16 protein-coding genes and 2 tRNA genes are annotated in these 16,122 nt (G+C 72.5%); 12 read left to right on the forward strand and 6 right to left on the reverse strand.

The features are described 5' to 3' along the window. Positions 1-38 precede the first annotated feature (38 nt). Positions 39-881, forward strand: coding sequence for a GNAT family N-acetyltransferase (locus OG871_RS31290; protein ID WP_371501352.1), 843 nt, complete (start codon positions 39-41; stop codon positions 879-881). Positions 882-893: 12 nt separating this feature from the next. On the opposite strand, the gene OG871_RS31295 is transcribed toward OG871_RS31290, so the two are convergent. From OG871_RS31295 to OG871_RS31305, 3 genes are all read right to left on the reverse strand, one after another. Then, positions 894-1,394 carry a DsbA family protein gene (locus OG871_RS31295; RefSeq protein ID WP_371501354.1) on the reverse strand — a complete coding sequence of 167 codons (501 nt, stop codon included), beginning with the start codon at positions 1,392-1,394 and terminating at the stop codon, positions 894-896. Positions 1,395-1,465: 71 nt separating this feature from the next. After that, on the reverse strand, positions 1,466-2,035 hold the full coding sequence (locus OG871_RS31300; RefSeq protein ID WP_371501355.1) for a CGNR zinc finger domain-containing protein: 570 nt from the start codon (positions 2,033-2,035) through the stop codon (positions 1,466-1,468). 359 nt (positions 2,036-2,394) lie between these two features. Beyond that, positions 2,395-2,808 (reverse strand): SsgA family sporulation/cell division regulator, encoded by a 414-nt coding sequence (locus tag OG871_RS31305; protein WP_030056266.1) that lies wholly within the window; start codon positions 2,806-2,808, stop codon positions 2,395-2,397. Between the two features lie 195 nt (positions 2,809-3,003). Here OG871_RS31305 and OG871_RS31310 point away from each other — a divergent pair, with 195 nt between their 5' ends. The 3 genes from OG871_RS31310 (at position 3,004) to OG871_RS31320 (ending at position 3,863) form a co-directional block, all read left to right on the forward strand. Then, a complete protein-coding gene (locus OG871_RS31310; RefSeq protein WP_371501356.1) occupies positions 3,004-3,435 on the forward strand; it encodes a TIGR02611 family protein in 432 nt (143 codons plus the stop codon). 89 nt (positions 3,436-3,524) lie between these two features. Next, a tRNA-Val gene (locus OG871_RS31315) sits at positions 3,525-3,596 on the forward strand. Positions 3,597-3,791: 195 nt separating this feature from the next. Next, positions 3,792-3,863, forward strand: a tRNA-Val gene (locus OG871_RS31320). Between the two features lie 65 nt (positions 3,864-3,928). Here the strand turns inward: OG871_RS31320 and OG871_RS31325 are convergent. Continuing rightward, the gene (locus OG871_RS31325; RefSeq protein WP_371501358.1) at positions 3,929-4,702 is read right to left on the reverse strand and encodes an exonuclease domain-containing protein; all 774 of its coding nucleotides are present in this window, start codon (positions 4,700-4,702) and stop codon (positions 3,929-3,931) included. A gap of 275 nt (positions 4,703-4,977) precedes the next feature. Between OG871_RS31325 and thrS the strand changes: the two genes are divergently transcribed. Next, positions 4,978-6,954 carry a threonine--tRNA ligase gene (gene thrS, locus OG871_RS31330; RefSeq protein ID WP_371501360.1) on the forward strand — a complete coding sequence of 659 codons (1,977 nt, stop codon included), beginning with the start codon at positions 4,978-4,980 and terminating at the stop codon, positions 6,952-6,954. Positions 6,955-7,032: 78 nt separating this feature from the next. Continuing rightward, positions 7,033-7,593 carry an HIT domain-containing protein gene (locus OG871_RS31335; protein ID WP_371501361.1) on the forward strand — a complete coding sequence of 187 codons (561 nt, stop codon included), beginning with the start codon at positions 7,033-7,035 and terminating at the stop codon, positions 7,591-7,593. A 72-nt stretch (positions 7,594-7,665) separates the two neighbouring features. Here the strand turns inward: OG871_RS31335 and OG871_RS31340 are convergent, their stop codons facing one another. Beyond that, on the reverse strand, positions 7,666-9,306 hold the full coding sequence (locus OG871_RS31340) for a hypothetical protein (RefSeq protein ID WP_371501362.1): 1,641 nt from the start codon (positions 9,304-9,306) through the stop codon (positions 7,666-7,668). 193 nt (positions 9,307-9,499) lie between these two features. Between OG871_RS31340 and OG871_RS31345 the strand changes: the two genes are divergently transcribed. Further along, positions 9,500-9,934: a thiol-disulfide oxidoreductase DCC family protein gene (locus OG871_RS31345; protein WP_371501364.1), complete on the forward strand. Its 435-nt coding sequence runs from the start codon at positions 9,500-9,502 to the stop codon at positions 9,932-9,934. 21 nt (positions 9,935-9,955) lie between these two features. Here OG871_RS31345 and OG871_RS31350 read toward each other — a convergent pair whose 3' ends face one another. After that, positions 9,956-11,998, reverse strand: a complete 2,043-nt coding sequence (locus tag OG871_RS31350) for an elongation factor G-like protein EF-G2 (RefSeq protein WP_371501366.1) — start codon at positions 11,996-11,998, stop codon at positions 9,956-9,958. Positions 11,999-12,244: 246 nt separating this feature from the next. Here OG871_RS31350 and pgsA point away from each other — a divergent pair, with 246 nt between their 5' ends. The 5 genes from pgsA to OG871_RS31375 all read left to right on the forward strand — a co-directional run bounded on the left by pgsA (position 12,245) and on the right by OG871_RS31375 (position 16,006). After that, positions 12,245-12,916 (forward strand): phosphatidylinositol phosphate synthase, encoded by a 672-nt coding sequence (gene pgsA, locus OG871_RS31355; protein WP_371501367.1) that lies wholly within the window; start codon positions 12,245-12,247, stop codon positions 12,914-12,916. Beyond that, positions 12,913-13,827, forward strand: a complete 915-nt coding sequence (locus OG871_RS31360; RefSeq protein ID WP_371501369.1) for a phosphatidylinositol mannoside acyltransferase — start codon at positions 12,913-12,915, stop codon at positions 13,825-13,827. Before pgsA ends, OG871_RS31360 begins: the two co-directional genes overlap by 4 nt. Beyond that, positions 13,824-15,005 carry a glycosyltransferase family 4 protein gene (locus OG871_RS31365; RefSeq protein ID WP_371501371.1) on the forward strand — a complete coding sequence of 394 codons (1,182 nt, stop codon included), beginning with the start codon at positions 13,824-13,826 and terminating at the stop codon, positions 15,003-15,005. Before OG871_RS31360 ends, OG871_RS31365 begins: the two co-directional genes overlap by 4 nt. 81 nt (positions 15,006-15,086) lie before the next feature. Beyond that, a complete protein-coding gene (locus tag OG871_RS31370; protein ID WP_371501373.1) occupies positions 15,087-15,449 on the forward strand; it encodes a 5-carboxymethyl-2-hydroxymuconate Delta-isomerase in 363 nt (120 codons plus the stop codon). Positions 15,450-15,460: 11 nt separating this feature from the next. Beyond that, positions 15,461-16,006 carry a hypothetical protein gene (locus tag OG871_RS31375; RefSeq protein WP_371501375.1) on the forward strand — a complete coding sequence of 182 codons (546 nt, stop codon included), beginning with the start codon at positions 15,461-15,463 and terminating at the stop codon, positions 16,004-16,006. Positions 16,007-16,122: the final 116 nt, after the last annotated feature.

The following is a 16,122-nucleotide window of genomic DNA, read 5'->3' on the forward strand; positions in this document are numbered from 1 at the left end:
CGTGGTAGAACCGGGCTCCCACCGGGAAGGGAGCCCCCATGACCACCACCCTGCGCCCCGAGGGCGCCGAGCACTCCTGGCCGGGCGGCGGCCGCAGCCGGCGCTGGCAGATCTGTGTCAACGGCCGGCCGGTCGGCGGCCTGCGCACCACGGCGCTGCCACGCGGTGAGCAGTGGTGGGGCGAGATCACCGAGCTGGAGGTCACCGAGGGCCGGCGGCGCGGCCGGGCCACCATCGGCGCCCTGGCCGCCGAGGAGGTCCTGCGCGGCTGGGGCTGCTCGCGGCTGGACGTCCCGGTGCCGGCGGGAGCCGACGCCGCCCTGGCCCTGGCCGGGGTCCTCGGGTACACCGAGCGGATGCGCAACATGGTCAAGCGGCTCGGTGCGCCGCCGGAGCTGCCCGCCGGCCTGACGGCGCATCGGATCGGCGCGGCCGAGTACGAGGACTGGCTGGCCGAGGCCCGCTCCGGCTACCTGGCGGACCTGCTCGACTCCGGCCTGACCGAGGCCCAGGCCAGGGCGAAGTCCGACGCGGACCACCAGCAGGTGCTGCCGGACCGGCACGCCACCGAGGGCGTCGCTCTGCGGCAGCTGCGCGGGGCGGACGGCGCCGTGCTCGGCAGCCTCTGGGTCGCCCTGAGACAGGCCGCGCTGCCGGACGGCCGTCCGCTGGCCTGGGTGATGGTGGTGCAGGTGGACGAGGAGCACCGCGGGCTCGGGTACGGCCGCAGCCTGATGCTGCTGGCCGAGCGCGAGTGCCTGGCGGCGGGCGTCCACGACCTGGGCCTGAACGTGTTCAGCCGCAACGAGGTGGCCATCGCGCTCTACACCTCGCTCGGCTACCGGACCACCCTGCGGGTGCTCGGGAAGCAGCTGTACTGAGGCGGCAGGGGGTCAGGCCGTCCGGTGCCGCTCGATCAGCTCGACGATCCGCTCGCGCAGCCCGTCCTGGCTCCGGCCGCCGTCCAGCCGCTGCCCGGCGATCACGTAGGTGGGGGTGCCGCTCACGCCGATCGCCTTGCCCTCGGCCTGGTCGGCGTCGACCAGCAGCATGTGCCGGCCGTCGATCAGTGCCAGGTCGAGTTCCTCGGCGTCCAGTCCGAGCTCCTCCGCGACGGACACCAGGAACGCCTGCCCGCCCCGCTCCAGCTCCTCGACCCGGCCCAGGACGGCCTCCACGTACTCCCAGCCGCGGCCCTGGTCGAAGGCCTCCTGGGCGGCCTCGGCCGCCGCGTAGGCGTGCTTGTGCTTCTCCAGCGGGAAGTGCCGCAGCTCCACGGTCAGCGCGTCGCCGTACTGCGCACGCAGCGCCCGTACGTCGTCCAGGGCGGTGCGGCAGTCGGGGCACTGGAGCTCGCACCAGAGTTCCAGGCGGGGGAGGGGAGCGTCGGTCATGGCGCCCAGTCTCTCACCCGGTCTCTCACCCGGCGGCCGGGCCCCGGGGCACCCCGCCCCGGGCGACGGGCTCAGCCCGTGGCCACGGTCTCCGCCGAGCGCTGCCGGGCCCGGTAGGCGGCGACGTGCAGGCGGTTTCCGCAGGTCCGGCTGTCGCAGTAGCGACGGGAGCGGTTGCGGGAGAGGTCGACGAAGACCCGCGCGCAGTCCGGCGCCTCGCAGCGGCGCAGCCGTTCGCGCTCGCCGGCCATCACGATGAAGGCCAGCGCCATCCCCAGCTCGGCCGCGAGGTGGTCCCCGATGGCCGCGTGCGGGGCGAAGTAGTGGATGTGCCAGCCGTGGTGGTCGTGGTTGGTCAGCCGGGGCGTGGTGCCGGCGGCCGCCACCACCGCGTTGACCAGCTCGGCGGCCCGGTCCGTGGAGTCGGCCGAGAACACCTCGCGCAGCCGGCGGCGGACGGCCTGGACGGCGGCCACGTCGGCCGGGGTGAGGGAGTCGATCTCGCTGATCTCCTGCCGCACCACGAACGCGGACAGCGCCGCGACGTCCGGCAGCTGCTCGGCGCCGCACGCTTCGGGCGCGGTGTTGAGCAACTCGACCAGAATGCTCAGCGCGCACTCGGTGTCATGAGTGATCAGCACGTGGTGACTCCTCACGCGGCGGGGGCCTGCTGCCACCCGCGTCGGTCATCACCCGTGACTCTACCGGCAGCCACCGTCACCCGACGGTGAACCGGCGCGTACGCGACATCTCCGGTGGCCGGCGGGCCGACGCCCGGACACGCCGACGGCGCGGCCCCACCCGGTCAGGGGTGGTGGCCGCGCCGCCGGGCGCGCTGCTTGTCGCGTGTTCGATGATGCTGTGATGCGGATCAGGCTCCTCGCTCTGGACCGGCCCCGGGACCGCGCACGGCGGCCCGGAGTGCGTCCGTGCCCCCGAGTTGGACGGACGCAGTGAGGTTCGCCCCGCCGCACGCGGGCGGCGGGCACCTCGGTCGGGGTCAGCTCTCGGCGAGGATGTGTGACAGCTCCCGGTCGAGGTCGAAGTGACGGTGTTCGGTGCCGGGAGGCACGGCGGCGTCGGTGCGCTTGAGAAACGACTCCAGCGCGCGTGCCGGGGCCTCCAGCAGGGCTTCTCCTTCCGGAGAACTGAGGGCGATGCAGACCACCCCCTGTCCATGGCTGCGCGAGGGCCACACCCGCACGTCGCCGGTGCCGGTGGGTCGGTGCAGCCCCTCCGCGAGGAGGTCACGGGCGAACACCCACTCAACGGTCTCGTCGGCACCGGTGTGGAACGTCGCGTGCACGGCATAGGGGTCGGCGGTGTCGTAGCGCAGGCCCGCGGGGACGGGCAGTGAGGACTCGCTGGACACGATGAGGCGCAGGTGCAGCTCGCAGCTGACCGTGGTGTTCATAAGCGCCAGGGCCTTTCGCTCAGTGTGCGCTCGGGGAATCGCACGTCGGCGAACGGACCATCCCACCTCTAAGCCCGCTGTAAACCCGTCTGTCCCGATTCAGGTGCGAGTCGTACCCCTTCCGGCGCATTGCGGAATCGCCACGGCGGGCGTCCCCGGCCCCGCAGGGCCCGGAACTCGGGTACTTTTCCCGGCATGTCTGTACGAAGTGACAAGGAAGAGCTGGAGTCGGCCGGCGAGGCCGCCGCGAGTGCGGAGCCGGCGGGCCGGCCGATGGGCTCCCGGGCGCCGCTGTTCATCCGCCGCTCGCCGGCCCTGCATCTGAGCTGGCGGGTGATCGTCTTCCTGGTGGGGCTGGCCGTGGTCGGGCTGGGGATCGTGATGCTGCCGCTGCCCGGACCGGGCTGGGTGGTCATCTTCCTGGGCATGGGCATCTGGGCGACCGAGTTCGAGTGGGCGCAGCGGGTGCTGCGCTGGACCAGGCGCAAGGTCGCCGAGGCGGCCAACCGGGCCATGGACCCGAGGGTCCGCCGGCGCAATCTGGTGATCACCGCGGTCGTGCTGGTGCTGATCGCCGCCGCCGCCGGCTGGTACCTCTGGCGGTACGGGCTCGCGCTGCCCTGGTAGCCGGGGCAGGTCGCCGGGGCGGGTCGCCGGGAGGTGTCCGGGAGTGTTCGGAGCACCCCCGCAGATGCGGTAATGTTTTCCCTGCACCCGGGCGATTAGCTCAGCGGGAGAGCACTTCGTTCACACCGAAGGGGTCACTGGTTCGATCCCAGTATCGCCCACCGGAATGCACAGTAAGTCGTAGGGCCCCGACCATTCATTGGTCGGGGCCCTACGGCTTTTCCATATCCCGGCAACTCCTGATGCCTATTCACCGGGCAGGTGCGCAAGGGGATCTGGGGGTGCGTCGGGAGGGGAGTGCCGGAACGCGATTGCGGACCTGCGGCCAAGTAGTGCTAGTCTTCTTCTCGTTGCCCGGGCGATTAGCTCAGCGGGAGAGCACTTCGTTCACACCGAAGGGGTCACTGGTTCGATCCCAGTATCGCCCACCGAGCACAACAGTCAGGCCCCGACCGCATGTTGGTCGGGGCCTGACTGCTGCCCGGCCCCGGCCTCAGGCGGCCAGTTCGCAGCGGTGGTCGGCGCTCAGCCGGTGGCCGCAGGCACAGCGCGCCGGCCGCAGCGGCCAGGAGAAGTCCACCCGCTCCGGGGTGCCCGACCGGTCGAACCAGCGTTGCAGTCCCCGGGCCTGGGCCGCGTGCCAGACGGCCTGCCGCAGGTGCAGCTCGCCCGGCGTCACCGTACCGAGCCGGTCCGGGTGGCGGGAGGCGAGGGCCCGGACGAGCTGGAGGGCGGCGGCCGCGTCCGCGCCGGCGTCGTGCGCGCCGACCAGGCTCACGTCGTAGTGCGCGCACAGGTCGGTCAGCGTGCGACGGCCCTTGCGGTAGCGGTCCACGTGCTTGTCCAGCACCCATGGGTCCAGCACCAGCAGCTCGGAGCCGGCCAGGCTGTCGGCGAGCGAGCCGCCGCGGTGCCGGCGCAGCTCGCGGTCGAGCAGGGTCAGGTCGTACGGGGCGTTCATCACGACCACCGGGGTGCCGGCGGCGGCCTGTTCGGCCAGCGCGCGGGCGATCTCGCCGACCACCGTACGGGCGGGGCGGCCGTGGGCGCGGACGTGTTCGTCGCTGATGCCGTGCACCGCGCGGGCGCCGTCGGGGATCGGCACCCCGGGGTCGGCCAGCCAGCTGGTGGTCCGGGCGGGCAGGCCGGGGGCGGGTTGGAGCACCAGGGCGGCGGAGACGATCCGGTCGGACTCGACGTCCACGCCGGTGGTCTCGGTGTCGAATGAGGCGAGCGGACCTTCGTACCAGTGCCGAGACTGCTGCATGACTGCCCCTCACGGTGCCACCGGGCGGGGCGCCGCGCCCCGCCGAGGACCAGTGGGGCGCCGCGCCGCGCGGCGTTACGCAGTGGTGATACCGCAGTTGACGCCCCCTCAATCCATGCTTCCGCGCACCCCGTGCGACGGGGGCGGGTCACAGAGGGTGAGGAGGTTCTCACTGGGGCGCGGGGGTGATATCGGTGCGCGGCGGCCGGTCACGGATCGGTACCATCGGGGGTGCGCAGCAGAGTGCTGTGGCAGACAGATGTCAGGAGAGACCGGTGACCGACGTCCGGATCATCATCAACCGCGAACCCGATCGGGAAGAGCGCGTGGTGACCACGGGCACTACCGCCGCCGATCTCTTCGCCGACGACCGCTCGATCGTCGCCGCCCGTGTCGGCGGGGCGCTCAAGGACCTCGCCTACCAGGTGGGCGAGGGCGACGAGGTCGAGCCGGTCGCGATCGGCAGCAAGGACGGCCTGGACATCCTGCGCCACTCGACCGCGCACGTGATGGCGCAGGCCGTGCAGGAGATCTTCCCGGAGGCCAAGCTCGGCATCGGGCCGCCGATCAAGGACGGCTTCTACTACGACTTCGACGTCGAGAAGCCCTTCCACCCCGATGACATCAAGGCCATCGAGAAGAAGATGCAGGAGATCATCAAGCGCGGGCAGAGGTTCTCCCGCCGGGTGGTCACCGACGAGGCCGCCCGCGAGGAGCTGGCCGCCGAGCCGTTCAAGCTGGAGCTGATCGGTCTCAAGGGCAGCGCCTCCGTCGAGGACGGCGCGTCCGTCGAGGTCGGCGCCGGCGAGCTGACCATCTACGACAACGTGGACCCGAAGACCGGCGACGTGTGCTGGGGCGACCTGTGCCGCGGCCCGCACCTGCCGTCCACCCGGAACATCCCGGCCTTCAAGCTGATGCGCTCGGCCGCCGCCTACTGGCGCGGCAGCGAGAAGAACCCGCAGCTCCAGCGCCTGTACGGGACCGCCTGGCCGACCAAGGACGAGCTGAAGGCGCACCTGGAGTTCCTGGAGGAGGCCGCCAAGCGCGACCACCGCAAGCTCGGCAGCGAGCTCGACCTCTTCTCCATCCCGGAGGAGATCGGCTCCGGTCTCGCCGTCTTCCACCCCAGGGGCGGCGTGATGCGCCGGGCCATGGAGGACTACTCGCGCAAGCGGCACGAGGAGTCGGGCTACGAGTTCGTCTACACCCCGCACGCCACCAAGGGCACCCTGTTCGAGCTCTCCGGTCACCTCGACTGGTACGCCGACGGGATGTACCCGCCCATGCAGCTCGACGGCGAGCACGACTACTACCTCAAGCCGATGAACTGCCCGATGCACAACCTGATCTTCCGCTCGCGCGGCCGGTCGTACCGTGAACTCCCGCTGCGGCTCTTCGAGTTCGGCACGGTCTACCGTTACGAGAAGTCCGGCGTGGTGCACGGCCTGACCCGCGCCCGGGGCTTCACCCAGGACGACGCGCACATCTACTGCACCAAGGAGCAGATGGCCGGCGAGCTGGACTCGCTGCTCACCTTCGTCCTGGACCTGCTGCGCGACTACGGCCTGAACGACTTCTACCTGGAGCTCTCGACCCGCGACCCCGAGAAGTCGGTGGGCTCGGACGAGGACTGGGCGGAGGCCACCCAGGCGCTCGCCGACGCGGCCGAGAAGCAGGGCCTGGAGCTGACCCACGACCCCGAGGGCGCGGCGTTCTACGGCCCGAAGATCTCGGTGCAGGCGCGGGACGCGATCGGCCGGACCTGGCAGATGTCGACCATCCAGGTCGACTTCCAGCTGCCGCAGCGCTTCGAGCTGGAGTTCCAGGGCTCGGACGGCAACCGCCAGCGGCCGGTCATGATCCACCGGGCGCTGTTCGGCTCGATCGAGCGGTTCTTCGCGGTGCTGCTGGAGCACTACGCCGGCGCCATGCCGCCGTGGCTCGCCCCGGTCACCGTGGTCGGCATCCCGATCACCGACGAGCACATCCCGTACCTGCGCGAGGTGGCGGCCGAGCTGAAGAAGCACGGCATCCGGGTCGAGGTGGACGCCTCGGACGACCGGATGCAGAAGAAGATCCGCAACGCGCAGAAGCAGAAGGTCCCGTTCATGCTGATCGCGGGCAACGACGACGTCGAGGCCGGCGCGGTGTCCTTCCGCTACCGCAGCGGCGAGCAGAAGAACGGCGTGCCGGTGGCGGACGCGGTCGCGGAGATCGTCGACGCGGTGCAGCGCCGGATCCAGGTCTGACCGGGTCGGTGTGACGTGGGCGGGGCGGGCTCGTGACGAGTCTGCCCCGCACTGGTTTCCCGGCCTGCCGCGGCGCATATGCTGATCTGCATGACGAGCGAGCCGGAACTGCAGCAGGGCGTGGGGGAGCCGGACGGCTTCCAGCGTCTGTGGACACCCCACCGGATGGCCTACATCCAGGGTGAGAACAAGCCCACCGGGCCGGCCCCCGACGACGGCTGCCCGTTCTGCTCGATCCCGGGGCTCAGCGACGAGGACGGGCTGATCATCGCCCGCGGCGGTTCGGTCTTCGCGGTGCTCAACCTCTACCCGTACAACGGCGGCCACCTGATGGTCGTCCCGTACCGGCACGTCGCCGACTACACCGACCTGGACGAGGCCGAGACGGTCGAGCTCGCCGACTACACCAAGCGGGCCATGACGGCGCTGCGGGCCGCCTCCGGCGCGCACGGCTTCAACATCGGGATGAACCAGGGCGCGGCGGCCGGTGCCGGGATCGCGGCCCACCTGCACCAGCACGTGGTGCCGCGCTGGGGCGGAGACACCAACTTCATGCCGGTGGTCGGCCACACCAAGGTGCTGCCGCAACTGCTCGCCGACACCCGGAAGATCCTCGCGGACCTCTGGCCGAAGGGCTGAGAACGAGGTCGACGGAGGGGCCCGGTCCCGTCGGGACCGGGCCCCTCCGTCGCGAGCCGTTGTGAGCCGCCGTCAGCCCGCGTCGTACCGGTCGGCGTGGTACGGACGGGCGCCCTGCATCTCGGACTTCATGATGTTGGAGCGGTTGGTGAAGCGCTCGACGTTCACGTCGTGCTCCGCGAGGAAGTCCATGGTGGCGGCGAGGATGACGTTGGCCACCGGGGTGGAGCCCTGGATCACGTCGTCGCTCTTGAACCGGCTCGGCCAGGTCTTGTCGGCCCAGGACGCGCGCAGGCTGAGCGGCTCCGGCAGGCCGATCGAGCCGCCCAGCCAGGTGAGCAGGGTGGGGATCCGCATGAACGGCGCACGCACCGCCTGCCGGACCACCTCGTCGTTGTCCACCAGGGCGAGCTGGACGGTCTGCTCCTCCCAGAACCGCACGGTCTTGGGGACGTTCTTCTCCTTCGGCTTGGGCTTCGCCGTGAAGTAGCCCGCGATCGGGCCGAGCGCGTGGCCGGTCACGCTGACCCGCAGGTGGTTGTGGAGCATGGTGATGTCGACCAGCATGGTCGCCACCAGCTGGCCCTTGTGCAGGACGAACTGGACGGCGACCCGGTGCCGCAGGTCGCTGCCGTAGGTCTGCCGGTTGGCCACTTCGCCGACGGCGAAGTCGCGCATCCGGAAACCGTCCATCTCGCTGCCGCCGGGGCGGCCGATCTCGTCCGCGCCCTCGGGGATGTCCTGCACCACCCACTGGTGGATGGCCGGGCGGGGCATCGCGCCGTTCGGGATCTCGCTGGTGGCCAGTGAGCCGAGCCGGTCGGCGATCTTCCGGGCGAGGTCGTAGATGTGGAACGTCCGGAAGTCCTCGTGTCCGTCGGCCGGCCGCAGGTCCTCGGAGAGGTCCCAGTTCGCCCAGCGGGCGCCGACCCCGAGGATGCCCTTGCCGCCGGCGTAGTGGTGGACGTTGGTCTCCTGCTCGGCCGTCAGACGGTCGAGGGCGCCCTTGAGCGCCGTCGCCTTCTTGTCGAGGTGGTCGCGGGGCACCGCCTTGGGCACCGTCGCGGCCACCGCGCTGCCCTCGACCAGGCCGCCCCAGCGCGACCGCAGCTCCAGCGTGGAGCGCAGCGCGATCCGCTTGGCCAGGAACCAGCCCAGGACCGGGCCGAGCATCATCACGCGGACGTACAGCCCGCCGATCCCGCCCACCGGGGGCCGCAGCGCGAACAGCACCGCCAGGCCGGCCGCCACCAGCAGCGCCAGGGTGCCGAAGAAGCCGTCCCGGGCCGAGCCGGCCTTCGCGAAGTGGGCGCGGACCTGGTAGGCGGCGAGCCAGATCAGGGTGCCGGGCAGGAACAGGCCGCCGCACAGGAAGGTGACCGTGCTGAGCTGCCGGTCCCTGGCGTCCCGCAGGTCCTGGGCGGCGAGGCAGTGCTCGACCACCATCCGGACGTCGGTGCCGAAGGAGGGCACCAGCGGGTTGCGCGCGGGCGGCAGGGTACGGTCGAGCAGGGCGCGGCTGAAGGCCTCGCCGGCGCTCGGCCGGAAGAGGGCGAACTTGCCCCCCTTGACCTTGACCCCGGCCAGCGCCTCGAGCTCCTGGTAGCCGGCGTCGCGGTACGCGGCCGAGGAGAGGGCCTGGGTGACCGCGGTCTGGGTGCTGACGTCCGTCCGGGGTATCTGCGCACCCGGGGTCATGTCGAGCTGGCTCACTGTGGCAGGCCCTCCTCCCCTTGTCAGCGGCAGGTTATCGTGCCGCCGCCCGGTCGCGTGGATGATCGTCTGAACCGCTGTCACATCTCGGCCACCGCCGCTGTCGACAGGATCCTGCCCGTTCGCGGCGCGCTTCGATCCTCCGGTGATCGGTTGTCTGCCGCGGGTACCCGGATGAGGCAGGATGCGGGGCATGGCTGAGGACATCCAGCGGGACCCGGTTCTGGTCTTCGACGGCGACTGCGGTTTCTGCACCACCTGCGTCAACTTCGCGGAGCGCTACCTGAGGGCGAGTCTGTCCTCGGGCGGCTGGGACGCGGTGCCGTACCAGTTCGCCGACCTGGCGGCGCTGGACGCGAGGGCCGGCGGCCGGGGCCTGGTCACCGTCGGGCGGGCCGAGCAGGAGATCCTCTGGGTGACCCCGTCGGGGGCGGTCCACGGCGGCGCCCGGGCGGCGGCGCGGCTGCTGCTGCGCTCCGGCGGACCGTGGGCCTACCTGGGTGCCTTCCTGACGCTCGCGCCGGTGCGCCCGCTCGCCTCCGCCGGGTACCGCCTGGTCGCGCGCCACCGGCACCAGCTGCCGGGCGGCACGGCGGCCTGCGCGCTGCCGCGCCGCGCGCGGGCCTGATTCCGTCCGGGCCGGGAGCGCTCAGGAGGCGCGTTCGTAGCGGGCCGCGACCGCGCTGGGCATCGGGGAGTGCCGCAGGTAGCTGCGGGAGAAGCTGCCGGTGCCGTGCGAGAGCGAGCGCAGATCGACCGGGTAGTGGGTGAGTTCGATCTCCGGGACCTCGGCGCGGACCAGGCTGAGGCCCGGCCCGCCGGGCTCGGTGCCCAGCACATGGCCGCGGCGGGCGGAGAGGTCGCTGAGGACGGCGCCCTGGTACTCGTCGGGCAGCAGGACCTGGACCTCGTCGACGGGTTCGAGCAGGTGGACCCTGGCGTGGCCGGCGGCCTCCTTGAGGGCGAGTGCGGCGGCGGTCTGGAAGGCGGCGTCGGAGGAGTCGACGGAGTGCGCCTTGCCGTCGGTGAGGGTGACCCGGATGTCGGTGACCGGGTAGCCGGACTGCACGCCGTGGGCGAGTTGGGCGCGGATGCCCTTCTCGACCGAGGGGATGAAGTTGCGCGGCACGGACCCGCCGACCACGTGGTCGACGAACTCGAAGCCGCCGCCCGGCAGGGGTTCGACGGTGAGGTCGCAGATCGCGTACTGGCCGTGGCCGCCGGACTGCTTGACGTGCCGCCCGTGCCCCTCGGCCCGGGTGCCGAAGGTCTCGCGCAGCGCGACCCGGTACGGGATGGTGTCGACGTGCACGCCGTAGCGGGTGCGCAGCCGGTCCAGGGTGACGGCCTGATGCGCCTCTCCGGTGCACCAGAGCACGAGTTGGTGGGTGTCGGGGTTCTGCTCGACGCGCAGGGTCGGGTCCTGGGCGGCGAGTCGGGCGAGGCTCTGGGAGAGCCGGTCCTCGTCGGCCTTGCTGTGTGCCTCGACGGCGGCGGGCAGCAGCGCCTCGGGCAGCGGCCAGGGCGGCAGCGCGTCCGGGCCGGTGGTGAGGGTGTCCCCGGTGCGGGCGGCGGTCAGTTTGGCCAGGCAGACCAGGTCGCCGGCCAGGGCGTGCGGGACGGGGCGCTGCTGCTTGCCGAAGGGGCAGCTGAGTCCGGTGACGCGTTCGTCGGGGTGTCCGGGCAGCCGGACGGTGGTGTCGGGGCGCACGGTGCCGGCGTAGATCCGGGCCAGGCTGAGCCGGCCGACGTACGGGTCCTCGCCGGTGTGGACGATCTGCGCGGCCAGGGGCGCGTCGGGGTCGCAGGCGGGGAGGTCGTCGGTGCGGTCCAGGGGTGAGGGGAAGGCGGCGGCGATCAGGTCGAGCAGTTCGGCCGTTCCGGCGGGGAGGCCGCCGGCCTCGGTGGGCGGGGCGGTGGCGAGGACGGGGTGCAGGGTGTCCTGGCGCAGTTCCCGGCGCAGGGCGGCGGTGAGGGCGTCGGTGTCGAGTTCCTCGCCGGCCAGGTAGCGCTCCAGCAGGGTGTCGTCCTCGCCGGCGATCGCCTCGGCGAGCAGGCCGCGTTCCCCGGCGAGGTCGCCGGGCTCGCCCGGCTCGCCGCGGCGGCGGCCGGTGAGCAGGTCGATCGAGCCCGCCAGCCGGCCGTCGGCGAGGGTGTAGTGGTGCAGCGGCAGGAGCGTGTCGGTGCGGCCGTCGGCGAGGACCTCCCGGAGCATCGCGAGGGTCTCGTCGAGGCGGACCCGGGCGGCGTTGAGGTGGGTGAGGACGACGGCGCGGGTGAGGCCGAGCAGCTCGCACTCGCGCCACAGGGCCAGGGTGCCCGGGCCGATCGGCTCGGTGGCGGAGATCACGAACAGGGCGGCCTCGGCGGCCCGCAGGCCGGCCTGGAGCTCGCCGGCGAAGTCGGCGTAGCCCGGGGCGTCCAACAGGTTGATCTTGATGTCCTGCCAGCTCACCGGGAGGAGGGAGAGCTGGACGGAGCGCTGCTGTTGGTGCTCGATCTCCTCGTGGTCGCTGACGGTGGTGCCGTCGGGGACGCTGCCGGCCCTGGTGAGGGCGCCGGCGGTGAGCGCGAGCGACTCGGCGAGGGTGGTCTTGCCGGCGCCGCTGCTGCCGATCAGCACGACGTTGCGCAGCTGGTCGGGCCGCTCGACGGTCGGTGCGGGGCTGTGGGTGGCTGTCCGGTCCGACATGGCTCTTCTCACCTCCGTACGCCCCGGATTGGCTACGCAGGGGGACGGGTCGATCACGTCCCGTGGATGCCGAACTGCCCTCGGCGACGGCCAGTTGGCCCGAATGCCCGCTCGCGGGCGTGGGGCGACGGAGCGCGCGAGCAGCGTGGATACCATTGTCCAGCCGGGTGGGACGATCCGCTCGGCCGCCCGGGTCCGACAGCGGTCCGGGGCGGAATCCCGAGAATCGGAGCGGTCCGGAAGGCCATGCTCAACAAATACGCGCGCGCCTTCTTCACACGTGTCCTGACGCCGTTCGCCGCCCTCCTGCTGCGCTGGGGTGTGAGCCCGGACGCGGTGACGCTCATCGGTACGGCCGGGTCGGTCGCGGGTGCGCTGGTGTTCTTCCCCCGCGGGGAGTTCTTCTGGGGCACCATCACGATCACCCTCTTCATCTTCTCCGACCTGGTCGACGGCAACATGGCCCGCCAGGCGGGCCGTTCCAGCAAGTGGGGCGCGTTCCTGGACTCCACGCTGGACCGGGTCGCGGACGCGGCGATCTTCGGCGGACTGGCCATGTGGTACGCCGGGACGGGAAACAACAACCTGCTGTGCGTGGTCGCCATGTTCTGCCTGGCGAGCGGCCAGGTGGTCTCGTACACCAAGGCGCGCGGCGAGAGCCTGGGCTTCCCGGTCGACGTCTCGGGGCTGGTCGAGCGGGCCGAGCGGCTGGTCATCACGCTGGTCGCGGCCGGCCTCGCGGGGCTGCACACGTTCGGCGTGCCCTACGTGGAGTGGCTGCTGCCGTTCGCCCTGTGGGTGGTCGCGGTGGGCAGCCTGGTGACGGTGCTGCAGCGGATGCTGACGGTACGGCGGGAGTCCTTCGAGCTGGAGCGCGCCACCACGGCGGCACCGGCCGGGGTCGAGGGGGCGGAGTGAAGGAACGGTTGGCCGACGGGGCCTACGCGCTGGGCTGGGCGGCGGTGAAGCGGCTGCCGGAACCGGTGGCGCGCGGACTGTTCGCCCAGATCGCGGACGTGGCCTGGCGCCGGCGCGGCAAGGGCGTCCAGCGCCTGGAGGCGAACCTCGCCCGGGTGCACCCGGAGGCGGACGCCGACCGGCTGCGTGAGCTGTCCCGGGCCGGCATGCGCTCGTACCTGCGGTACTGGATGGAGTCGTTCCGGCTGCCGGCCTGGAGCCTCGCCCGGATCGCCGACGCCATAACGGTCAAGAACATCGAACAGCTCGACGAGGTGATGGCGTCCGGGCGCGGTGCGGTCCTGGCGCTGCCGCACATGGCCAACTGGGACCTGGCCGGGGCGTGGATCGCCTCGGCGGGCGGGTACCCGTTCACCACCGTCGCCGAGCGGCTGAAGCCGGAGTCCCTGTTCGACCGCTTCGTGGCGTACCGCGAGGGCCTCGGGATGGAGGTGCTGGCGCTCACCGGCAGCGAGGTCTCGGTGATCGGCACCCTGGCCCGCCGGCTGCGGGCGGGCGGGCTGGTCTGCCTGGTAGGTGACCGGGACCTCTCGGCCGCCGGCGTCCCGGTGGACTTCTTCGGCGAGCAGACCCGGATGCCGGCCGGCCCGGCGGCGCTGGCCCAGCAGACCGGCGCGGCGCTCTTCCCGGTGACGCTCTGGTACGACGGGCCGATGCTGCGGGCCGAGGTCCACCCCGAGATCGCGGTGCCGGACGCGGGCGACCGCAAGGAGCGCACGGCCTCGATGGTCCAGTCGCTGGCCGACGTGTGGGCCGAGGGGATCCGCGAGCACTCGGTGGACTGGCACATGCTGCAGAAGCTGTGGCTGGCGGACCTCACCGGTCCGCAGCCCGTGAGGGGGAGCCAGTGAAGATCGGCATCGTCTGCCCGTACGACTGGGACGTGCCCGGCGGGGTGCAGTTCCACATCCGGGACCTCGCCGAGCACCTGATCGGGCTCGGCCACCAGGTCTCCGTGCTGGCACCGGCCGAGGACGACGAGGCGCTGCCGCCGTACGTGGTCTCGGCGGGCCGGGCGGTCGCGGTGCCGTACAACGGCTCGGTGGCCCGGCTGAGCTTCGGCATCCTGTCGGCGGCGAGGGTCCGGCGCTGGCTGCACGAGGGCCGGTTCGACATCCTGCACGTCCACGAGCCGGCCTCGCCCAGCCTGTCGATGCTGGCCGCCTGGTCGGCCTCCGGTCCGATGGTGGGGACCTTCCACACCTCCAACCCGCGCTCGCGGGCGATGATCGCGGCCTCGCCGATCCTCCAGCCCGGACTGGAGAAGATGAGCGCCCGGATCGCGGTCAGCGAGTACGCCCGGCGCACCCTGGTGGAACACCTGGGCGGCGACGCGGTCGTCATCCCGAACGGCGTCGACGTCCGGTTCTTCGCCGACGCCGAGCCCGACCCGCGGTGGCAGGGCACGGCCGTGGACGGCGGCGCGGGCACGATCGGCTTCATCGGCCGGATCAACGAGCCGCGCAAGGGCCTGCCGACGCTGCTGGCGGCCCTGCCGAAGATCCTCGCCGAGCGGCCCGGCGTGCGGCTGCTGGTGGCCGGCAAGGGCGACGAGGAGGAGGCCGTGGCGGGGCTGGCGCCCGAGGCGCGGGCCCAGGTCGAGTTCCTCGGGATGGTCAGCGACGCGGAGAAGGCCCGGCTGCTGCGCAGCGTCGACCTCTACGTGGCGCCGAACACCGGCGGGGAGAGCTTCGGGATCATCCTGGTCGAGGCGATGTCGGCCGGCGCCCCGGTGCTGGCCAGCGACCTGGACGCGTTCCGGCAGGTGCTGGACGGCGGCGGCGCGGGTGAGCTGTTCCCGGTGGAGGACGCCGAGGCGCTGGCCGGCGCGGCGGTGAAGCTGCTCGGCAACCCGCAGCGGCTGGCGGAACTGCGCGACGCGGCCTCCCGGCACGTGCGGCGGTTCGACTGGGAGACGGTCGGGGCGGACATCCTGTCGGTGTACGAGACGGTGACCGACGGCATGCCGCCGGTCGCCGAGGACGAGCGGACGGGCTGGCGCGAGCGCTTCGGCCTCGCCCGCGACTGAGGCCCGCCGCGGGTGGGGCGGCGGATTCGCGGTGGGGGAGGATGGGCGGACCTGTCGTCCGTGCCCAGGGGAGGGCCCCTCATGCCGCAGATCATCGTCGACCACTCGGACCGCCTCGGCCTCGACCGGCGGGCGTTCGCCGCGGAGCTCCACCCGCTGGTGGCCAGGACGATCGGTTCGCCCGTCGCCGACTGCAAGACGCGCTTCCGGCGGATCGAGGAGACCTACGTCGGTGACGGCGACGCCGCCCGCGACGTGGTGCTGCTGGAGATCCGGATCCTGGACGGCCGCACCGTCGAGCAGAAGACCGCCCTGGCCGAAGCCCTGCTGGAGCTGCTGGAGCGGCACGCCGTCCCCGCCGAGGGCGTCGAACTGCACCTGGCGGTGGACGTGGTGGAGATGGACCGGCGGACCTACCGGAAGTCGGTTTCCGCGGCGGGGTAGCGTAACGCCCCGTGACTACCTGGATCTGGGCCGCCGCGGCCGTCGTGCTGTTCGCCGTCTACCTGAGCTGGACCGCCGGCCGGCTGGACCGGCTGCACGCGAGGATCGACGCGGCGAAGGCCTCGCTGGACGCCCAGCTCGTCCGGCGGGCCTCGGTGGCGCTGGAACTGGCCACTTCCTCACTGCTCGACCCGGCCGCCTCGATCCTGCTGTACGAGGCCTCGCACGCCGCCCGGCAGAGCGAGGACGAGCACCGCGAGGTGGCCGAGAGCGAGCTGAGCCTGGCGCTGCGGGCGGTCCTCGCCGAGCCGGAGCAGGTCAGGGCGCTGCTGGCGGCCCCGGGCGGCCCCGAGGCGGTGAAGGACCTGACGGCGGCGGTCCGGCGGGTGCCGATGGCGCGGCGGTTCCACAACGACGCGGTGCGGGCGGCCCGGGCGGTGCGTGAGCACCGGCTGGTCCGCTACTTCCGGTTGGCGGGCCGGGCGCCCTTCCCGCTGGCCTTCGAGATGGACGACGAGCCGCCGGTGGCGCTGACCCCGGAAGGCGCCCCGGCGTAGCGGCGGACGGCCGGGCGCCGTCCGGATCCAGCCTGTTTGTCGTATGCGGAACGCGTCGATGGACTGGATGGCGCATGGGTCGGGGGTTCTTCGGGCCTACGATAGGGCGATAGCAC

Source organism: Kitasatospora sp. NBC_00374 (assembly GCF_041434935.1).
In the GTDB taxonomy this organism is placed as follows: Bacteria; Actinomycetota; Actinomycetes; order Streptomycetales; family Streptomycetaceae; genus Kitasatospora.